Genomic DNA, 19,567 nt, shown 5'->3' on the forward strand with positions numbered 1-19,567 from the left:
AAGCAGAGTCGTTGAATAAGAAAGAACCGTGCAATTTTCCGAAAAAAAAACTCCAAAATATATTGGAGGTTTCATTACATAAATTGCATAACTAAATTCACAATGACTGGCCCAATCAGAACAATAAACAAAGTAGGAAAAATAAATAAGACCATAGGAATCAGCATCTTAACCGGAGCTTTCATTGCCTGCTCTTTCGCAGTGAACCGCTGCTTTTCTCTTATTCGCACAGTCTGAGTCCGTAACACCTTGCTCATTCCAATCCCCATTTGATCGGCTTGGATGATAGAACTCATCACACTTTTGAAGAAGTCTGACGGGACACGATCTCTTAGTTCGATAAACGCTTGTTTTCTTGACTTCCCAAGCTTCATATCCTCTAAGCTCGACAGAAACTCTTGAGAAAGAGGGCTGTCCATTTGAGAGCATACTTTCTTTAATGCCCCGTCTAATCCCATCCCTGCTTCAATGGAGACATTTAACATATCAAAGAAATCTGGCATTGCTTTATCAATTAACTTTGTCCGCTGCTTGCCCTTTGCTGCTAAATAGTAATTCGTATAACTGTACGTAAAAATAGCGACAATCGCTGAAAGGATAACGACTTTTGCTGTTTCTTCAGCTGCTGGTACAAACAAAAGCAGGAATAAGATAAATAAAGTTACCGGCAGAAAGAGCTGCAGCAAAACAAAGTCGCCAGCTGACATTCCAAGTGGATAGCCTGCTGCTTGAAGCCTTCTATCAATTTGTGCCATCTTGTGTTTGGGCAGTCTTCCTACAATGAGGAGCCGCATCTTTAATAACACTGGCCTAATGAGCCTTACATAAAACGTTCGATTTTTCCGATCTTCCTCTTCTTTAGGCCGACTCAAATCCGTCCCTTTATTGAGAAAAGGAGCTACTCTTCGTTGCATAATCAATCTGTTTTTGTAAATTCTATGCATCAACAAAAAACCAATACATGTAAAAAAGACAAATGAAAACATCCACAACAATAACATCAACATCGGTTACACCTCAATCGTTACTACCTTTTGAATAAAAATCCACCCTAATAATCCAGAGAAAATCCCTCCACCTAACAGTACTAATCCCAGTGGATGACTGAACATTGGGCTAAAATAATCAGGATTCATGACGTTTAAAAGCAGCCCTAGAATGACAGGTAATAATGTTATGACTAGTGCTGACATTCTGCCTTGAGACGTAAGGGCCTTAAGTTCATCTTTCATCCGTACTCGCTCAGTTATCGTTTCTTGGATAGTTTCCAAAATGACAGCTAAATTACCACCTGTAGAACGTTGTATCAACACCGCTGTTACAACGATCTCTAAATCCTTGTTAGGCAAGCGTTGTAACAGGTTTTCAAACGCCTCTTCAGTAGATATCCCCAAATTGATTTCTTTAATCGTACGTTGAAATTCAATCCCAATTGGATCCGGCATTTCTCGAGAAACTAGCTGCATCGCCTGCATAAAGCTAAATCCCGATTTCATTGAATTAGCCATTATTTCTAACACTTGCGGCAGTTGAGCTGCTGATGCTGCGATTCGTGCACTTTTTTTCTTTTTTAAATAAAAAGTAGGCAGCTTCCATGCGAGTAAGCCGAATACAATCGCAAGAAGCAATTGGATACCCATCAGCAATGTCAGACAGAAGGCGAAGCCAAAAATAACGACCCTGATCGTAATAAATTCTTCAACTTTCAAAGGGAGTCCGGCACTCTCAAGTTCTATCTCAAGCTGGCTTCGCTTTGTATCTGTCGTTTTGATGTTTTTGGAAAGCTGTTGCAGAAAGCTTTTAAGTGTTACTTTTTTTACTGGCTTCGGGGCTTTTTCAAGCTTTACTTTTTTTCCATCGTTTGGAATAAACTGATGAATTCTCTTTTTTATCTTTTGCTGCTTATTGAAGAAGTAAGTTCCACATAAGGCAAAGCTTAGCGTCGAAAGCATAAAAATAACAATTGTCATCAGTTATCACCATTAAACCATTCAGCAGGCAGCTCAAAGCCATACCGTTCTAATTTCTCTGAACAATAAGGGCGAATGCCTGTAGAGCCATGGTTTCCGATCACTTTTCCTTCTGCTGTCGTCCCTGTTTGATTAAATGTAAATAAATCTTGCAGAACAATCGTCTCGCCCTCCATCCCAATCACTTCTGTAATTTTCACGACTTTTCGGCTGCCGTCTTTTAATCTCGACTGTTGAATGATGAGATCGACTGCCCCGGCAATTTGCTCTCGAATTGCTCGAATCGGCAAGTCCATTCCAGCCATTAGAACCATCGTTTCAAGACGTGAGAGCATCTCTCTTGGCGAGTTCGAATGCCCAGTTGCCAAGGAACCGTCATGTCCCGTATTCATGGCCTGGAGCATGTCTAATGCTTCTCCACTACGCACCTCACCAATAACGACTCGGTCTGGCCGCATCCGTAATGAGTTTTTTACTAAGTCTCGGATCGTTACGGCCCCTTTACCTTCAATGTTTGGAGGTCTTGTCTCTAATGAAACGACATGATCTTGACCTAATTGAAGCTCTGCAGCATCTTCAATCGTTACGATTCTTTCATCATCTGGAATAAAAGAAGACAGGACATTTAAGAGACTCGTTTTACCGCTCCCTGTTCCTCCGCTAATGAAAATATTCAATCTAGCCTTTACACACGCATCTAGAAATTGGGCCATTTCCTCTGTTAACGAACCGAACCCGACTAGATCAGCAATTTGCAAACGATTCTGCGGGAATTTACGAATGGTAATCGTCGGACCTACCAATGAAAGCGGAGGAATGATCGCATTGACCCTCGACCCATCGGGAAGACGTGCATCAACCATCGGACTGCTCTCGTCAATCCTTCTTCCAAGCGGTGAAACGATCTTTTCGATCACCTGTAAGATATGGTCATTGTCCCGAAAATAATAATCACTCAAGACGAGCTTCCCCTTTTTCTCCACGTAAATCTGGTAAGGTCCGTTCACCATAATTTCCGAGACATTTGGATCGTTTAACAAAGCTGTAATCGGACCATATCCAATCAGTTCATGAGTGACAGCATCAGTCAGCTCTTTTTTCCCTTCAAAAGAGAGACGGTCATTTTTCTCATTGAAAAATTTCGTCGCTTCGGCTTCAATTAACTCTTTTTGCTCTTCATCTGTTAAGTCTGGCTTCTTTTTCAATTCGGAAATTAAGTGACTTTGTAAAGCGATCTTCAATTCGGAATCCTTTGGCCTTGTTCCTTCCCTTTTTTGAGGAGTGGATGAATCTTGTCTTCCTTCAGTTGCTGAAGAAGAGAGAGATTTTTCATTTAAACGTTTTAATAATGACAAGTGGATCTCCCCCTATGTTTTCTTACGGAAAAACAAACCTTTTTTCTTCTTTTCTTTGTTCACTTTTTCCCCTTGAGAAAAAGAGTCTATTAATTGTTCAGCCAGCTTCATTACTGCTTTGGCTACCGGGGTTCTTGCGGCCTTTGTCACAAAAGGTTCCCCATTATTAATCGAAGAAATCACCGTGCGATAGTCACTTGGAATTCTCCCATTGATTTCAAGGCCTAGCACGTCCTCAATCAGCTCTTTTGTCATGCCTTCCATTTCCGAATCACGATTTAAAAGAATATGGATCTTTTCTTTGAGGCCTAATAAATCTAACGTTTCGATGGCTAGCTTTCCGTTCTTTAACGCTGGCAGATCAAGAGAAGCAATGAGTAAAATAAGATCCGAACTTTCTAAAGCGACTAAACTTGTTTCAACAAAGGCTGGAGGAGTATCGATGATCACCATGTCATACTCCTTTTTCATTGCTTCAATAAGATAAGCAATGTGTTCACCGTTTATAAGTTCGGCAAATTCGGGCAAATCAGGAGCTGCAACAATATCAATTCCTGCTTTATGCTTCAAAACATATGGAGTAAAGGATTTGTCGCCATTTTCATACGATTGCTTTACCCAATCGTATATCGATTGACTCGGCAATTGGTCAAACAAAAGAGCAACATCTCCAAACTGCAAATCTAAATCTACAACTGCTACTTTTAAATTGTGCTTACTAAGAGCCGCAGCCAAATTCACACTAATTGTCGTCTTCCCGACTCCGCCTTTTGTGCTGCAAACCGTAATAACTTTCGCTTCTTTCTCTTCCCCTTTGACGTTTGGATCACTCTCTACTTTGATATTGATCACTTTTTCAGCCTTTTTGATCGATTCAATGACCTCAGCTTCATCACCTTCAAGATCGAGGACATCAACCGCTCCTGCAAACATCGCTTTCTTGTAATCAATGTCATCTTTGTTAAGAAGTAAAAGCACAGCCGTTAATGGGAAGATCCGGGATAAATCCTGGCACATTTCATACGGGTCATGTACCGTATTAGGGCCAATGATGACAACCGTGCCTTTTGAGTGTTCAAGATCTGTTTTCAACTCAGATACATGGTCATAAATCTTATTTATTTTTTTCAAGTCATCGAGCATCATTTTCACTGCCGTCGAATACATTCGCTTTTCAGAAAGAATATAATAGTTCAGTCTCATTTTGACATCTTTCCTTTTTTCAATTGCTCTAAGGAAATGTTGACACGTGGCGAGAGCTCGCTATCCTCTTCTCCTCGTAACATCAGAGTGGAAACTCCAGTTTCTTGAGCAAAGGCAAGGGCCGCTCCGTCTTCTGGACTCACTTCAAGAGTAACCATTTGATACGAATCTAGATTCTCGCTATATTCATCAACAAACGTTTTCCCTACAGCTAGTACTTTGACATTGTTAAGTAAAATTTGCGAAGTGCTTTCTTCCCCTGCTGGTAGCGGAAGCACCGTTACTAAATCAACAAAAGACCCCGGTCTTACAAATCCAGAAACACTTTGTACTTCGTTAACTGCAATCGAAATGGCTCTTTTTCCTTCTGCAATTTCAATCGTTTGCGGAATCTCTTCTTCCGTTTCTTCTACCTCTTCACTTTCTAAGCTTGTAGCCGTTGCCACTTGATTCGTGCTGCCATTATAGGAAATGACGATAAAGAATAGAATCGACATTATCAGTCCAAATATAATTGCGAGCACCCATATTTTTTTCGTACTCATCTATGTCTCACCTTCATTTATTGAATAAGTTTAAAACCAAATGTTCCGTAGTTCGTTTGACCTTGAGAAGACTCCCCAGAATGAGCAACTTGAATAAATCGTCCTGTTACTTCAGCTCCCTGATTTGTCGAGGCCACACTTTCAATAAAAAATGATGCAAACCCAAGGACGCGAACTTGTTTAATTTGGTTTTGATCTGCTTGTACTGGTTCAAAAATTGGTATTAAGACAACTCTTTGACAGCCTGGCGGATAATCCAAATACGTTGCATTTGGACAAGCTGCAATTCGCGGCGTGACCGCATCCCTTGTCGGTCCTGCTAAATTCCCCGTTTGCGTACCGAGCACAGCTCCTACTTTCAGTTCAAATTCATACCCATTTCTTAGATCGGTTTCGTAGTTTCTTGCACCAGTTCCTGTCAGCGCGATTGCACCAAAGTTTCCGCTTGCAGAATCACTTACTTTTAGAGTTTGAACAGCACCAAAGGACAAATTCATCGAAGGTTGAACTCCTAATGGAATGGCACCTTTACCAGAAGAGAGTGGTTGCAATTGAACAACCGCTTTCGCTTGAATCAATGGCTCCTTGATTCCAAGTGCTTTCGCAAAAAACAATGTTCCTTTTTTGCTGCCGATAACCTCAATTAACGAATTGCTTTGATTAATGACCGTTTGAAAATGAGTTGGCTCCCCTCCATTGAGCAGTATCGTTTGGTGAGCTGTTTTCATTGATTTTTCACGGTTTCCCGGTAGTTCCTGCGCTGCAGCCAAAACTGCTGCATCCGCCATTTTCTGAAGTCTGCTTTTTTCAAGATAAAGAGACCCCATATCAATAACTAATGCCATGAAGCCTATAAACATCGTCATACATAATGCAACTAAAACAATGACCGCTCCCTCTTCCTGTTTAAGAAACCTCTTCATCCTCATTCGACCCTCATTACCGTTTTTGACCTCAATGTAAGAGGGTCAGGTAACACACTTTTGAATACAGGGATTGAAAAGGAAACAGGATACGATAAATCGATCGTTACATACGAACCTCGTGTTCGGCTTGCTGAAATAGGAGCAATGGTTATGTTCTCAGAGCGCAATGATGGAGAAGCCTCTCTAATCCGCTGAACCACTTCCGCATTCGTCCCGCCTACACTAGCCACTCTAGCCCCTTCCCGACTGGCATGTTCTAAGGTCAAATAGGCATGAAAAATCCGTCCAAAATCTATAATTCCAAAGATCAAAAACACAAGAACGGTCATGGTTAATGCTAACTCAACAACTGCTTGCCCCTTTTCTGACCGAATCATAGCAGATTTACTCCTGAATAGCAGACTGTCCCTAATACAATCGCAACACCATATGGAAACGCATGATGCATGTCATTTTTATTTAATCCATCCAATGTTTTTAATTGCAGTGTAACGAAAATTCGCTTCAACGAGCTTAGCAATTCCTTTTTCATAACTAAGATAATAAGCGCCATGATCCCACCGAAAATAGCTGTATACAAGAAAGATCCGAACACAAATGCCGGTCCCTGTAATGCCCCAATTGCCATGAGTAGCTTTACATCACCTGCAGCCATTCCTCCTAATGCGTAAGGGATGACGAGTAAGCCGAATCCTATTAGGAGGCCTAAAAAGCTAAGTAAAAGTCCTTCCCATCCGTAATTAATTGTATTAAGAATCAAACCTAATAACATCGCGGGGAGGGTTACGATGTTAAGGATTTTGCGGTTTTTGATGTCTGTGAATAAGGAGATAGCCATGGCTAGGAAAAGGATGATTAGTGTCATTATGTGTCACCTCTAAAAAAACCCTACTTTCATGTAAGAGAAAAATTAATGAAAGTAGGGATATGATAAGATAAAGTAATACCTAGTTTTAATTATTATTGATTACCATTAAAACCACTTGAAATTCTCGTTGTAATTTCTCCTAATTGTTGTTTAATTGTGTCTCCCATTGTAAACATTGCAGCAACAGCAGCTAGTGCAATCAATCCTAAAATCAAACCATACTCAGTCATACCTTGTCCATCTTCTTCTTTAAAAAACTTCATAACTTTGCTCATCATTGTGAGTCCCCCTTAAAATGTTTTTTTGCTGTATAATTGCATAAAAAATACTACTCCCCGAAGAATAGTATGTAAGTTACTATTTCCGGCAACTGGCTGGCATATCTAAGATAAAAGCCCCTATAGCTTTGCGTCCCAACGTTTCCACTGGTTTGCCCTTTTCATTTTTTTACAAACAACTGTGTAACATTGTGTAAAATTATCGCGTTGTTTGTAATTTGATAATACATCGGCTTATCTAGATCAACAATGACAAAATCCTTCATGTCTTGCGTTATTTTGGTAAAAAGCTGACCAAAAACCTATAAAATCATCAATTTTTTATATAAATATTTCCGCCTAATCCTTAGTTTGTTGTATTAGCCAACTATTTCATATTTTTAAAAGGTAGTGTTGCATTATGAAAATCGTATCTGACAACAAAGTCGTATATACTCCTATTGAAATTATTAAATATGAGACTTTTCTTAGAAGGTTTAAAGGTTTAATGTTCCGTAGAAAACCAATTGCTAAGGAAGGAATATTCCTTTTCCCTTGCAACTCGATCCATATGTTTTTCATGTTTTTCCCGATTGATGTCGTCTTTTTAAACGAGCAAAAACAAATTGTTTATTTGAAAGAGAGCGTTAAGCCATGGACGGTGATTTTTCCGATTAAAAAGGCTGTGTCTGTGTTAGAACTGCCTGCTAATACCATTTCCAACTATTCTCTTGAAGTTGGAGATACCATTGAGTTTTAAAATGCATAAAAAAACAAAGCTAGCTGTATTCATTTGAATAGCTAGCTTTGTACGCGGTTGCTATTGTCCTTTCAAAAACCCCTTCAACACATCCACCGAAACCGTCTGTGCTGCCGCACTATTTTCTTCTTGTATCGCCAAATACACTTCTTTTCGATGAATTTCCACATGTCTTGGAGCTTCAATTCCTATTTTCACTTGGTCGCCTTCGATAGCAATGATTTTCAGTTCAATATTGTCACCGATTTGGATCGCTTCTTTTAATTTTCTAGAGAGAACAAGCATTTACTTTTCCCCCTTCGCTGCCACTGCTTCTTTAAAAATGGCATGCTTTGTTTGGTATGAACTGTCACTCATTAGCAGCTGTTTTCCTTTTTGCTTATTCGCATTAATAATGACGGGAGCTTGCAAGTTTGCGGTAGTATCGTTAAACGGCTCCTTTACCGTTAGCATTACAAACGTCGCGACATCTTCTGCCTTGTCAATTTCAAGAACTTCGAGAGTAGAATCCGGCAGCTTCACTTGATAACCAGGTACAAAGTCAAACGGACTAATTAAAATAAAGGCAACTTCTGGTGTTTTTGTTGATTGAAGGACAAAAAAAGGAGTTCCTTCTTCAAATGGAAGAAGAACAAAAGAAGTTTCATTTTCAAAGGCTGGAATCCCTTTATCAAATAAAATGAATCGTTTCTCGTTCACATCTATTTGGCCTTGGTATTTTGTTTCTAATTTCATTGTACAATCACCTATTCCATCTTCTATGTTATTTTCTTCATTGTAGCATAACACAATTCGTCCAAATCCAATTGCTTTGAACAATAAATCTCCCCACAAACGCTAGAGTGGGGAGATGTCATTTATTGATTTTTTAATAATGCTATATCACGCTTGTTTGTTTGGGTTTCTTGGAATAGGAGGTTAATGTCAGCAGTCATTTTATAGTAGGAGAGTTCTAGCTTGTCAAAACGTTCATTCGTTTCTGTTCGGAGTGCTGTGATGTCTTCTGTGTTTTGAGCAGTCATTTTTATTAAAGATTCTAACAGTCGTTCATGTTGATCGAGACGAGCTTCTACCCTATCTAATCTCTGTTCTACCTTGTCTAATCTCTGTTCTACCCTGTCTAATCTCTCCTCTACACTGTCTAATCTCTGCTCTACCTTGTCTAATCTCGCTTCTACCCTGTCTAATCTCTCTTCAATCCTGCCTAATCTCTCTTCAATCCTGCTAAATCTCTCTTCAATCCTGCCAAATCTAACATCGATCTGTTCAAACTGCTTGTCCATCTTTTCATTCATCTGTTTCAAAAGAGCTAAGATTTCCTTTTCCATCACATCCACCTCCATATTTCTATTGAGTGCTAGTCTCTCTATCAGTTTATGTCGAAGACGGAAAATTGTAAAGTCAGTCTTCCTTCGACCCTTATATTAAGCCATTATTCCCCAATCTATTTGTCGATTTCCCGGGAAAGATGTTAGTTATTTCCTTGAGAATAAAAAAAACCGCACCGCGGCTTTTTATAATCCCATATTCACGTTCCCGCCAACAGCTTGAAATGAAATTTGATTTTTCTGCTGGACATATGTCTCTGTCTGCCATTTCGGAATCTCAATTTGAGGTGGACGCCGATTAACATTAACATCCACCTCTTTGTAAGGCGCACGAACTGAAAGCGATGCTGGTTGATAATCAAACTTCACTTGTGACATCGATTTGGGCATGTAGCCAAGGGTCACTTCTTTTTCAGGAATTTGACTATTGACCTTTGCAATTTGGGCAAGGGCACCTGTACCATTCTCAATTCGCTTCAGCTGTTCGCCTTGCTGAGCCGTCTTTGCCACATATTGTGATACAACGGCATTAGATCTAGAGAAAAACTCACTTGCCATCCGAAGCGAGGTTTTTAAATTCGCATCGGCAAAAGCCTCCGTTTGATCAATGAATAGCTTAGATGCAGTTGTACTGATTTCAAGTATCGCCGAAAGCTGCTGGTCGATATGCATGTCAGCATGCTCCTGCTTCAATTGAAGCCCAGGACGATGGGAGTTGAGTCCAATATATGCATCTTGCTTTTGAATGTCGATCGTCGCTAATTGCATAGAAGATCACCTTTCCTTTTAACGAAGGAAGTCCATCAAACTAGGCTGAATGATTCTAGCACCTGCTCCAAGAGCTGCTCGGTGAACATTTTCCTGCATCATTAGGTCTATAATTACCTTTTCCATATCAGCATCTTCATTGTCGGACATAATCCGGTTCGCTGTCACTTCTTGATGCATGAGGCGTGTTTCAATCATTTCTACTCGGTTAACCCGCGCACCAAGCTCTGCTCGTTCCGCAACAAAGTTATCAATATGTTTAAAGATATTATCAATATACCCCGTCATGTCACTGCCGCTTAACGAACCGTCTTCTAATGCTTTCTCCAGACGAATGATATCTCCAAATAATCCATTATTAAATACATTCCCAGGATTAATATTGACAGGAATCGAAACCCCTTTTATTAACTCGACTTCTACATTCTGCCCATTAGTCGAAACAGCATTTTTATTCGAGACAATGACGTCACTTGTTCGAACATTTTTTCGCAGAACTTCTTGGCTAGCTGGATTGGCTGGATCAAAAGACTTATTCGGTTCAGAGAATGACACTTCATTCCCTTCTAGATCAATTATAAGCTGAACAGCCCTCTCATCAAAGTCATCATCCCCATATGCCGGTTCCTGCTGTGACACAGCTTGAAAAATTAGCTGCCCGTCTTCGTTTATACCGACATGTTTAAACATCTTCCCGTCATAAACGACATCCATTGCTTGAAGCTGATCTGCGTTCATTTCAGCTAAAACATTCAAGCCACGATCCATTGTCTCACTGCCCTTAATCGGTGCATTGGTCGTGTCCGTACCATTAAAAATATATTTATTTCCATTTTTTGTATTAGCTAATGACTCTAAATGCTCCCTTAGCTGCTTAATTTCCTTTGCGATATTGGCACGTTCTTCTTTATTGTTTGAATCATTCGCTGCTTGAGTAGCTAGCTCTCGAATACGCATAAGTGCTTGAGTTCCTTGATCAAGAGCAGCATCCGCTGCTTCCATCCAATTGTACACTTCACCTAAATTACGCTTAAATTGCTCTATTTCCGTAACCTGTGTACGATACCGCATTCCTTTCATCGCTACTACCGGGTCCTGCGAAGCACGGGTAATTTTCTTTCCTGTCGCTAGCTGATCCTGGATTTTCCCCAAATTAGTATAGCCATTATTAATGTGGCGCAATGAACTTTGAGAAAGCATCATTTGCGTTACTCGCATCGTTTTTCACCTATCCTTATCTGCCGACAATGCCCATACCGTTAATGATACGGTCAAGCATTTCATCTACCATCGTAATGTTTCTAGCTGCAGCGTTGTAAGCATGCTGATATTGAATCATCATCGTCATTTCTTCATCTAACGAGACATTGCTCACCGATTGACGACGGAATTCGATACTATCACGAAGAGTATCGGTGGTAGAAACCATTCGATTGGCTTCATTCGCATTCACAGCCATATCACCAATGACTCCTTGATAATAGCTTCCGATCGTTCCTGTTCCATTTTCAAATGGCAGCCTTGCATCTTTTGCATTCGCTAACAGCTTTGCATTGGACCCGTCACCAGCAAAGGAACGAGTGACATTTTCTTTATAAGCAGCATTTGCCAAAAAACTCCCAAGTTCGTTAAAATAGTTCGTATCTTTCGGTGTTTGATTAATCATATTTTCATAGATCGCTTTATCTTCATCTGACAATGCATTTATATTCACACTTGAAGCCGCGATATTATTTAAGTTGCTCTGAATAGCACCAGCAATTTGAATCGTTCCTGCAGCATTCCCTTCTTCAAATTGGAAGAAGTCTCCTCCAAGAACAGCGTCGATCATGTCTGTTGGAAGCGTGTAGCCTGTACGATGAATCGCGTTTAGCTCATTCGCAAATGCGGTAGCCATTACATTTAACTCTTCTAACATATCTGGATACAATCCACGAACAGCGCCGTCAACCTCATACCCGTATGCCTCGATTAATCCCTTCATTTCTCCGCGCGGCATGGCTGCCAAATCAATTACCCCTGCCTGTTGAACATTTGGATCAGTTAAGTCGGCATCATGTGCCGCAAACGTGAAGCCATCTACATAATTATCATCATTGAAGTTAATCGCTAATTTTAAATGAGTAGGTTCGTTTTGGTCTGGTTTTCCGTTTACAAGTTTAATAGGATTCCCAGCTTCATCTGTGTAACGAACACCTGCATCATTTACTAAATAAACGGTCACTGCCCCCTCAGCAGCTGAATTGGCTTGACCGCCGCTATGCTCTCTTTGAACTTGAATATTCATGACCCGAGATAACCGGTCGAGAATATTGTCCTGTTGGTCATACAAATCATTCGTCACATATCCGTGCGGCTCTGCCTTACGAATTTGTTCATTTACATTATTTAATTGATTTAAGAGCGCATTTACTTCCTTTTCCGTCACTTCGATTTCATTTTTGTAATCATTGCGAATCGTACTCAAGGAGTCATGTAAATAATTGAATGTCTCTGCTACCGCCACACTTCGTTGACGTACAACAGAGCGGGCACCTGTATCTTCTGGATCAACGGATAAATCTTGAAGTGCCATCCAAAACATATCAATTTGATGATTTAACCCTTGTTCCGATGGTTCATTTAAAATATCTTCCATCTTTTCAAGTGACTTTGCACGCGCCTCCCAATACCCAACTTTGTTATTTTCAGTTCGATACTGCACATCCAAAAATTCATTACGGACACGCTGAATTGAGCCGGCTGCTACTCCAGTTCCTAGATTGCCTGGTACACGAGGTGTATTTTTGCCGACCGCTGGAAATGATTCTGTTTGCGTAAAATTAACTCGTTGCCTTGTATATCCCTCTGTATTAGCGTTGGCAATGTTATGTCCAGTTGTGTGCAATGCATATTGCTGCGTCATCATTGCACGTCTTGCTGTTTCTAACCCATGAAATGTTGATTGCATGTAGTGCTCCTCCGTTTCGTTTACGCTTTTGAATCAAAAAGCGAATGGCCCGTCTCATATGGTTCGTCATCTCGCTCCTTAGGATTGTAGCTAATGTCTTCTTTATGTGGAACGATGAGATCCAGGGAGAGGTTAACAAACCGCAATGACTCTTCAATTAGCTCTTGGTTAAGATCATTTTGCTCTTTCAGCATCTTCACTTGCGCACGTAACTTTTTTTGAAGTTCATCGAGCTTTTTTTTCTCATCTGCTGAAGCCAATTTCATTACATCCGAAATCGTTGCGTCTTCCTTTACCTCTCCCTTTTCCAACAAAAATGTTCGTACGACTTTGCCCCTCATCAGCTCCGTCGTTTGAAGCATTCTAATAAGTTTCGACTCTTCGCGAACAAGCGCTCCAAGGACAGGCATGTCACCTTTTTTGATTGGCTCGACTTTTTTCTTTGCCATGCTGTACAATTTTTCATGAATTTCAATTAATCGCTCTATCAGCTGAATAACGGCATTAAGTGACATGCTCTTTCCTCCTTGTTCCTATTGATTCCAGTATTCATAAAATTTATTGGCAACCGCCTTTGCATCAACTTTATACTCACCAGCGTCGATTTTCTGCTTCAATGCTTTCACTTTTTCTGCTCTTTCCTGCTCAATCTTCGTTCCTTTTTGCATTTGTAACGCTTCAGAAGAAATCTCAAGCTTATCTCGTTTCGCTGAAACTCCTGCCGCTTTGTCATTCTTTTCAATTTGTTTACGATACGGGTTTTGATGAATAGAATTGTATGGATTAATTTTCATGATTCTCACCTCACTGAAAGTAGATAAAAACGCACCGATTATCTTTGTATTTATATCGGCACGTTTTTCATTATTGTTAACTACTTTTTATTAAAACGATCATTTAAGGAATGATATGTTGAAATCGAAGCGCGTTCCTTTCGTCTTTCCTCTTCCTTCTTCAGCTCAAATTCTTTTTCTTTATTTACCTTTTCAAGACCGTCTTTAATTTGATCGGAACATGATGTACAAAGTCTGCCTTCTTGAATGATGGAGCTGCACGATTCACACGGGTACCCTAAATTCGGAAAATGCCCGGTAAGCAGACGTCCTTCTCGAACAAACTGATGAATTTGCTCTAATGGAACCTCGGTTTTTTCATGTACTTCGCGAATCGAGGCCATCCGATTTTGCTTTCGTCTCATAAATTTCGAAACGATATCAAAGTTCGTTTCCTGTTCCTTATAGCAGTGCTGGCAGATTGGTCGAAGTGCCTTCACAAAGATCTGTCCGCACCTTGGACAATTCGCTATATCTTTCATAGCTATTCCCCCCTCTCGTAGTTTCATTATAGTCATTGTCTTAAGGTTGTCATATCTATCTCGCAACCGTTAATGAGGCAACCTTAGCAGCTCCCTTTTCTTTTAGCACCCTCGCTGCTTGCCTGACTGTTGTCCCCGTAGTATATATATCGTCAATTAGTAAGATATTTTCACCATTGAACTGAATTCCGTCTTTAAGTAAAAATGGATTTTGTTTGAATTGTCTAATTCGTTGTTTACGGTTCTTTTTGCTTTGTTTTTCTCCTTCTGTTCTTACTAACATTTCTACGGCATCGGCCCATCCTTTCATCAGTAAACTAGACTGGTTGAACCCTCTAGCACAAAGACGTTCTTTACTTAATGGGATTGGGACTGGTACATACCCTTGAAAATGTTTCTCGTATATGTTGGCTAATTTATTGGTAAAAAAGGACGCAATGATCGCATCACCACGGAACTTAAACGTGGCTAACCATTCTTTTAAAAAGGCATTGTATTCATAAATGGAAAGATTCTTCCAAATAGTCTCTCCTTGCTGGCCCCAGCGCCAGCAGTCCAAGCATTGTTCCCCTTTTCTGTATGTTTGCGATAACTGGTCCATAGAACGAGAGCATTTTATACAACGGCATCCACTAATCAAAACTAATTTCGATTCACAAGTTTGGCAAATCTGTGATGGTTGCTCGATCATCAACAACCGCCTCCACCCTGGCTGATCATAATACGTTCCATGACAAGCTAAGCATCTATTCATGAAAATCCTCCTTCACGATTCATTTGTTCGATATGAGCCCGCGCTGCCCGCATCGCCTTAGTTACTCCATAATGAAAAAAGACAATATCGCCTGTAGGTGTTTCTTTTTTCCTTCCAACACGCCCAGAGATTTGAACAAGCGCCGCTTCAGTAAACACATCATCCTCTGCCCCAAGTACCGCCACTTGTACATCAGGAAATGTAACTCCGCGTTCCAGGATTGTTGTCGTTACCATCAGGGATATGTTTTTGCGTCGAAATGCTTGTACCGCTTCGTGACGATTAGGTTCAGCCGCATGAACAGAAGCATGTTCAATGGAGTTTTCTGTTAAGATTTGTGAAATCGTTGCAAGAGTGGATACAGAAGGGACAAAGAGGAGAAGTGGTTTTTTCTTACAAAGATACGTTTGGATCCAGTGATGCAGCTTGGGTGGGAGTTGACTCTTTTTAACTTGCTTTTTCCAATTGCCTATCCATTGAAATCGAGGAACAGGGAGAGGAAAACCATGATATCTCCTTGGAATTTTGACAATGTTAAAGGGACGTCTTTTGACTAATTGGGCTGATGGGGTTGCGCTTAATAGGATCGTTGCTGCTGTTGGTTTTTTCGCATGTTCAACAGCATATTGAAGGCTTTCATCATAAGAAAATGGAAAGGCATCGACTTCATCGACAATGACGACATCAAACGCTTTGTAAAAGCGCATTGCTTGGTGAGTTGTAGCGAGAACGAGTTGTGCATTCGAATGCCGGTCTTTGCTACCGCCGTACAAAGCAGTGATGGAGACTTGCGTGAAACTTGCTTGGATGCGGGGGTACAGTTCTTTTACAACATCCGTACGCGGGGTGGTAATGAGGACTCGCTTCCCTGTGGCAAAAGCTCTTTCTAATCCGTGAAAGAGCACCTCCGTTTTCCCTCCACCACATACGGCCCAAACGAGCAATTCTGCCTGGTCGATAATGGCTTGAATGACCGATTCGGATGCTTGTTTTTGTCCAGGAGACAATTCTCCTTGCCATTTTAACGTATCTTGTAGATTGCCGTAAGAGATTGGCGGGCCAATCCACGAGTACAAGTGTTGACAGCTGCTGATTTTGCCAAGCTGCAAACAATGGCGGCAATACGAACAGTCTTGCTCGCAGCGATCACAATGATGGACGCCAAATAATGAGCGATCTTGATTGCCGCAACGCTTGCACTTGAGGTTCGTTCCGTTTTCTTGTAACCCACTTACTTTTTCGATAACGTTTTGTACCAGTGCTTCCGTAATAACGTCTTGCGGGAAAGGAATTTCCGATAGAAGGAGCCGTTTTCCGGTGAGAAAGCGGGCAATTGATTCGAATTGCGGGGATAGTTTCATCGGGGATCACCTCATATTTTTTTAAAAAAAGAGCACGCAACATTAGTCAGCATGCTCTTCGGTGTTATATCTAGTTCTGTTTTTGCCAGGACAAACCAAGGCTGCCGGCACCTAAATGTGTGCCAATGACCGGCCCAAAGTAACTTATATTTACAGTAACATGTTCAAAACGTTCGTTAATCGTCGCTTGAAGCTGTTTAGCTCCTTCTAGGTTGTCGGCATGGATGACCGTTGCAATAAAGCTTCCGCCTTTATTCACGTCTTCTTCTAGTAACTGAACGATACGCGATAATGCTTTTTTCTCTGTTCTCACCTTTTCAAATGGAACGATGCTTCCTTCTTCAAAATGCAAGATCGGCTTAATCTTCAGCAGGTTTCCAACAAGTAACTGTGCGCCTGAAAGTCTTCCGCCGCGGTGCAAATGGTTAAGATCATCTACCATAAAGTACGCTTTCGACGTTTCTTTTAGCGAAATTAGTTTCTCAATGATAGCATGGCCATCTGCTCCGGCATTCGCCATTTTTGCTGCTTCAAGAACATAATAGCCTTGAGGTGCACAACTTACTTCTGTATCAAACCCGAGCACTTCGATGTCTTCTACCATTTCTCCAGCACTCATTGCCGATTGAAATGTGCCGCTAATTTTGCTCGATAAATGAATCGTTACCACTTGTTTGCAGCCTTCTTTGGCAAGACGCTCAAATAATGTAACGAAATCTCCAATCGCAGGCTGAGATGTCGTCGGGAGCTGCTCCGCTGTTTTCATTTCCTCATAAAATTGATCGGTCGTTAAGTCGATTTCTTCTTGATACGACTTCTCTCCGAACACCACATTAAGAGGAACCATCTCAATTGATAATTCGTTACGAATGTCTTTTGGTATATAGGCTGTACTATCCGTTACAACAGCAACACTCTTATTCATGCAAAGGTCCTCTCTTTTTTCAAAGTCTCTACTTCTACTGACTGAAAATCTCTATTCTTACTGTACATGGAATTGTCCAAGCTTTCAAGCAAAAGCCGAGCATGCCCTTCTTTTAAGCCTATTCTGAGTGGTCTTTTCGGAATAGGCGTGCGACGAGTGGAGCCATTACTCTTCTTCTGAGTAAGCTTCAGGATTTTTTATCAAAAAAAGAGAGAAAGCATCGTCTGCTATCTCTCTTCATCGTTATCTAACAATTACATATCCTTTTTTTATTGCTTCAACTACAGCTTGCGTTCGGTCATTTACACTCATCTTTTGTAAAATATTGCTAACATGATTTTTAACCGTTTTTTCACTAATGAATAACGTTTCCCCAATGGCACGATTGCTTTGCCCGTCTGTCATTAGCTGCAGCACTTCACATTCACGGCGAGTGAGAATATGTAATGGTTTGCGATATTCGACTTCACGGAAGCCAATCGATTCTTCATGAAGATCATCTTCCGTTGCAAGTCTACGGTATTCATTAATCAAGTTATGTGTAACTTTTGGATGAATGTATGCTCCACCTGAAGCAACAACTTTTACCGCTTCAATTAGTGCTGATGCATCCATCTCTTTTAACAAGTAGCCAGATGCCCCTGTCTTTAATACATGAGTCACATATGACTCATCATCGTGTATTGATAAAATTAATACCTTAGCATTTGGGAACGTTTGAATGAGTTCTTTCGTTGCTTCTACTCCGTTCATTTGCGGCATATTTATATCCATAAGAATGACATCAGGACGATGGATTTTTACAAGTTCAATCGCTTGTGAGCCGTCTTGACCATCTGCCACAATATCAAATTCAGGTTCCATCGCTAGAATTCGCTTAACTCCCTCACGAAATAACTGATGATCATCAATGATGACGATTTTAATTTTCTCTTTGATTTCACTCATCATTTTCACCTCTCCGCTGACATGTTTTTTACTAGTTACATATTTTTTATCGTCTGTTACTTTGCAGAGTTTAATGGGATGCCAATGATGACAATCGTTCCAACCTTTAATTCTGATTGAATCTTCATCTCACCTTTTAGCATGTTCACTCTTTCTTTCATTCCGATTAATCCAAATGATCCTTCCTTTTTCTGGGCAGGATCAAAGCCTTTGCCATCATCTTTAATTATCATTATAACCTTGTTTGTCTTGATTTCAATTTTCACTTGAATTTCCGTCGGTTCGGCATGCTTATAGGCATTTTGTACCGATTCTTGTACGAGACGAAATAAGGCAATTTCTAATTGTTGAGGCAGCCGCTCATCTTTACCGAAATGTTGAAACACTACAGATACTTGGTTATGCTCTTCAAATGTTCTCAAATACTTTTTTAAAGTAGGAATTAATCCGAGGTCATCAAGCGCCATTGGTCTCAAATCGTAAATAATTCTTCTCACTTCCGCAAGTGAGGATTTTACCATTTTTCGCATATCTCTAATCTCGTTCAGCGCTTCATCTATTCCTTTTTCTTGATAAATTCGTTCAATTAGCTCAGAACGCAGCATCACATTTGCCATCATTTGGGCAGGCCCATCATGGATATCTCGTGAAATCTTTTTCCGCTCATCCTCTTGAGCCTCAATGATTTTCAGTCCAAATGCTTGCTTTTCACGCGCATCCTCGATTACACCAGTAACTTGCTTAATGTCACTAGAAAGGAATTTGTAAACGATAGACATTTGCCCCGAAAGTTGTTCAGCTCGCATGACCGTATCCTTCAAATTAATCAGCCTTCGTTCAATTTGGTCACGTTTATCCCGTAATTGAATTTCTTCCTGTTTTAAAACAGCTAGTTGCACCTGAAAGTTATTCGCTTTTTCATATGCGATGCGAACTTCCTCGTTTGTAAATTTATCGAAGGCTTTACTAACTTCAACTAATCGGCTGCGTGCAAGTCGGGCGTACACTTGTGTCTTGTCCGTTTTTTCGATAACTTCTGTTACTTTCATTCGAACTTCTTCTAACTCTTTTTCAAGTGCTTGTTGTTCGAGCCTTGATTGTTCCTCAATTTCAAAAATTTGTTCTCGACTTTGGCCTACTGTATCTAACGTCTGATCTATAATCTTGTCCAAAATTTTTGTGTCTGTCATTCCAACACCAACCTTTAGTTGAAGATAAAGCGATCCAGTTGCTATGTAAAAAAGAATTCGATATCCTTATTTTACAACATCTTCAACGAAATAACGCATAAATCTTTTTTGGGCGCTATTTTTAGTTAGGAAGGATTAGGCATT

The 19,567-nt window shown here is 40.4% G+C and carries 24 protein-coding genes and 1 riboswitch; of the genes, 1 reads left to right on the plus strand and 23 read right to left on the minus strand.

Annotated features, from left to right (window positions below; genetic code table 11):
• Nucleotides 1-74: 74 nt before the first annotated feature.
• The 9 genes from MF646_RS06270 to MF646_RS06310 form a co-directional block, all read right to left on the minus strand.
• Nucleotides 75-872, minus strand: coding sequence for a type II secretion system F family protein (locus MF646_RS06270; RefSeq protein ID WP_250095640.1), 798 nt, complete (start codon nt 870-872; stop codon nt 75-77).
• A 138-nt stretch (nt 873-1,010) separates the two neighbouring features.
• Nucleotides 1,011-1,970, minus strand: a complete 960-nt coding sequence (locus MF646_RS06275) for a type II secretion system F family protein (RefSeq protein WP_250095641.1) — start codon at nt 1,968-1,970, stop codon at nt 1,011-1,013.
• Nucleotides 1,970-3,325: a TadA family conjugal transfer-associated ATPase gene (locus MF646_RS06280; RefSeq protein ID WP_250095642.1), complete on the minus strand. Its 1,356-nt coding sequence runs from the start codon at nt 3,323-3,325 to the stop codon at nt 1,970-1,972. Before MF646_RS06280 ends, MF646_RS06275 begins: the two co-directional genes overlap by 1 nt.
• A gap of 12 nt (nt 3,326-3,337) precedes the next feature.
• A complete protein-coding gene (locus tag MF646_RS06285; protein WP_250095643.1) occupies nt 3,338-4,528 on the minus strand; it encodes a CpaE/TadZ family protein in 1,191 nt (396 codons plus the stop codon).
• Nucleotides 4,525-5,073 carry a Flp pilus assembly protein CpaB gene (gene cpaB, locus MF646_RS06290; RefSeq protein WP_250095644.1) on the minus strand — a complete coding sequence of 183 codons (549 nt, stop codon included), beginning with the start codon at nt 5,071-5,073 and terminating at the stop codon, nt 4,525-4,527. Before cpaB ends, MF646_RS06285 begins: the two co-directional genes overlap by 4 nt.
• A 17-nt stretch (nt 5,074-5,090) precedes the next feature.
• The gene (locus tag MF646_RS06295; protein WP_250095645.1) at nt 5,091-5,996 is read right to left on the minus strand and encodes a pilus assembly protein TadG-related protein; all 906 of its coding nucleotides are present in this window, start codon (nt 5,994-5,996) and stop codon (nt 5,091-5,093) included.
• A 2-nt stretch (nt 5,997-5,998) separates the two neighbouring features.
• Nucleotides 5,999-6,376 carry a TadE/TadG family type IV pilus assembly protein gene (locus tag MF646_RS06300; protein WP_250095646.1) on the minus strand — a complete coding sequence of 126 codons (378 nt, stop codon included), beginning with the start codon at nt 6,374-6,376 and terminating at the stop codon, nt 5,999-6,001.
• The gene (locus tag MF646_RS06305; protein WP_250095647.1) at nt 6,373-6,864 is read right to left on the minus strand and encodes an A24 family peptidase; all 492 of its coding nucleotides are present in this window, start codon (nt 6,862-6,864) and stop codon (nt 6,373-6,375) included. Before MF646_RS06305 ends, MF646_RS06300 begins: the two co-directional genes overlap by 4 nt.
• Nucleotides 6,865-6,959: 95 nt before the next feature.
• Nucleotides 6,960-7,145 carry a Flp family type IVb pilin gene (locus MF646_RS06310; protein ID WP_250095648.1) on the minus strand — a complete coding sequence of 62 codons (186 nt, stop codon included), beginning with the start codon at nt 7,143-7,145 and terminating at the stop codon, nt 6,960-6,962.
• Nucleotides 7,146-7,229: 84 nt separating this feature from the next.
• Nucleotides 7,230-7,312: riboswitch (cyclic di-GMP riboswitch) on the minus strand.
• Nucleotides 7,313-7,545: 233 nt separating this feature from the next.
• Here MF646_RS06310 and MF646_RS06315 point away from each other — a divergent pair.
• On the plus strand, nt 7,546-7,884 hold the full coding sequence (locus MF646_RS06315; protein WP_250095649.1) for a DUF192 domain-containing protein: 339 nt from the start codon (nt 7,546-7,548) through the stop codon (nt 7,882-7,884).
• 60 nt (nt 7,885-7,944) lie between these two features.
• On the opposite strand, the gene csrA is transcribed toward MF646_RS06315, so the two are convergent.
• The 14 genes from csrA to MF646_RS06385 all read right to left on the minus strand — a co-directional run bounded on the left by csrA (nt 7,945) and on the right by MF646_RS06385 (nt 19,423).
• Complete coding sequence (gene csrA, locus MF646_RS06320) at nt 7,945-8,169, minus strand: carbon storage regulator CsrA (protein WP_250095650.1); 225 nt, start codon at nt 8,167-8,169, stop codon at nt 7,945-7,947.
• A complete protein-coding gene (gene fliW / locus MF646_RS06325; RefSeq protein ID WP_250095783.1) occupies nt 8,170-8,619 on the minus strand; it encodes a flagellar assembly protein FliW in 450 nt (149 codons plus the stop codon).
• A gap of 122 nt (nt 8,620-8,741) precedes the next feature.
• A complete protein-coding gene (locus MF646_RS06330) occupies nt 8,742-9,212 on the minus strand; it encodes a hypothetical protein (protein ID WP_250095651.1) in 471 nt (156 codons plus the stop codon).
• A gap of 186 nt (nt 9,213-9,398) precedes the next feature.
• Nucleotides 9,399-9,980 carry a DUF6470 family protein gene (locus MF646_RS06335; RefSeq protein ID WP_250095652.1) on the minus strand — a complete coding sequence of 194 codons (582 nt, stop codon included), beginning with the start codon at nt 9,978-9,980 and terminating at the stop codon, nt 9,399-9,401.
• A gap of 18 nt (nt 9,981-9,998) precedes the next feature.
• On the minus strand, nt 9,999-11,198 hold the full coding sequence (gene flgL, locus MF646_RS06340; RefSeq protein ID WP_250095653.1) for a flagellar hook-associated protein FlgL: 1,200 nt from the start codon (nt 11,196-11,198) through the stop codon (nt 9,999-10,001).
• Between the two features lie 16 nt (nt 11,199-11,214).
• A complete protein-coding gene (gene flgK / locus MF646_RS06345) occupies nt 11,215-12,930 on the minus strand; it encodes a flagellar hook-associated protein FlgK (RefSeq protein ID WP_250095654.1) in 1,716 nt (571 codons plus the stop codon).
• Nucleotides 12,931-12,950: 20 nt separating this feature from the next.
• A complete protein-coding gene (locus MF646_RS06350) occupies nt 12,951-13,445 on the minus strand; it encodes a flagellar protein FlgN (RefSeq protein WP_250095655.1) in 495 nt (164 codons plus the stop codon).
• A gap of 18 nt (nt 13,446-13,463) precedes the next feature.
• Entirely contained in the window at nt 13,464-13,724 is a 261-nt protein-coding gene (gene flgM, locus MF646_RS06355; RefSeq protein WP_250095656.1) for a flagellar biosynthesis anti-sigma factor FlgM, read from the minus strand.
• An 80-nt stretch (nt 13,725-13,804) separates the two neighbouring features.
• Complete coding sequence (locus MF646_RS06360; RefSeq protein WP_250095657.1) at nt 13,805-14,245, minus strand: TIGR03826 family flagellar region protein; 441 nt, start codon at nt 14,243-14,245, stop codon at nt 13,805-13,807.
• Nucleotides 14,246-14,300: 55 nt separating this feature from the next.
• The gene (locus tag MF646_RS06365; RefSeq protein WP_250095658.1) at nt 14,301-14,999 is read right to left on the minus strand and encodes a ComF family protein; all 699 of its coding nucleotides are present in this window, start codon (nt 14,997-14,999) and stop codon (nt 14,301-14,303) included.
• Nucleotides 14,996-16,360 carry an ATP-dependent helicase ComFA gene (locus MF646_RS06370; RefSeq protein WP_250095659.1) on the minus strand — a complete coding sequence of 455 codons (1,365 nt, stop codon included), beginning with the start codon at nt 16,358-16,360 and terminating at the stop codon, nt 14,996-14,998. Before MF646_RS06370 ends, MF646_RS06365 begins: the two co-directional genes overlap by 4 nt.
• 70 nt (nt 16,361-16,430) lie before the next feature.
• Complete coding sequence (locus MF646_RS06375) at nt 16,431-17,285, minus strand: DegV family protein (protein WP_250095660.1); 855 nt, start codon at nt 17,283-17,285, stop codon at nt 16,431-16,433.
• Between the two features lie 243 nt (nt 17,286-17,528).
• Nucleotides 17,529-18,233: a response regulator gene (locus MF646_RS06380; protein ID WP_420842482.1), complete on the minus strand. Its 705-nt coding sequence runs from the start codon at nt 18,231-18,233 to the stop codon at nt 17,529-17,531.
• Between the two features lie 56 nt (nt 18,234-18,289).
• Nucleotides 18,290-19,423: a sensor histidine kinase gene (locus tag MF646_RS06385; RefSeq protein ID WP_250095662.1), complete on the minus strand. Its 1,134-nt coding sequence runs from the start codon at nt 19,421-19,423 to the stop codon at nt 18,290-18,292.
• Between the last annotated feature and the right edge of the window lie 144 nt (nt 19,424-19,567).

Source organism: Halalkalibacter alkaliphilus (genome assembly GCF_023555415.1).
GTDB lineage: Bacteria > Bacillota > Bacilli > Bacillales > Bacillaceae_D > Halalkalibacter > Halalkalibacter alkaliphilus.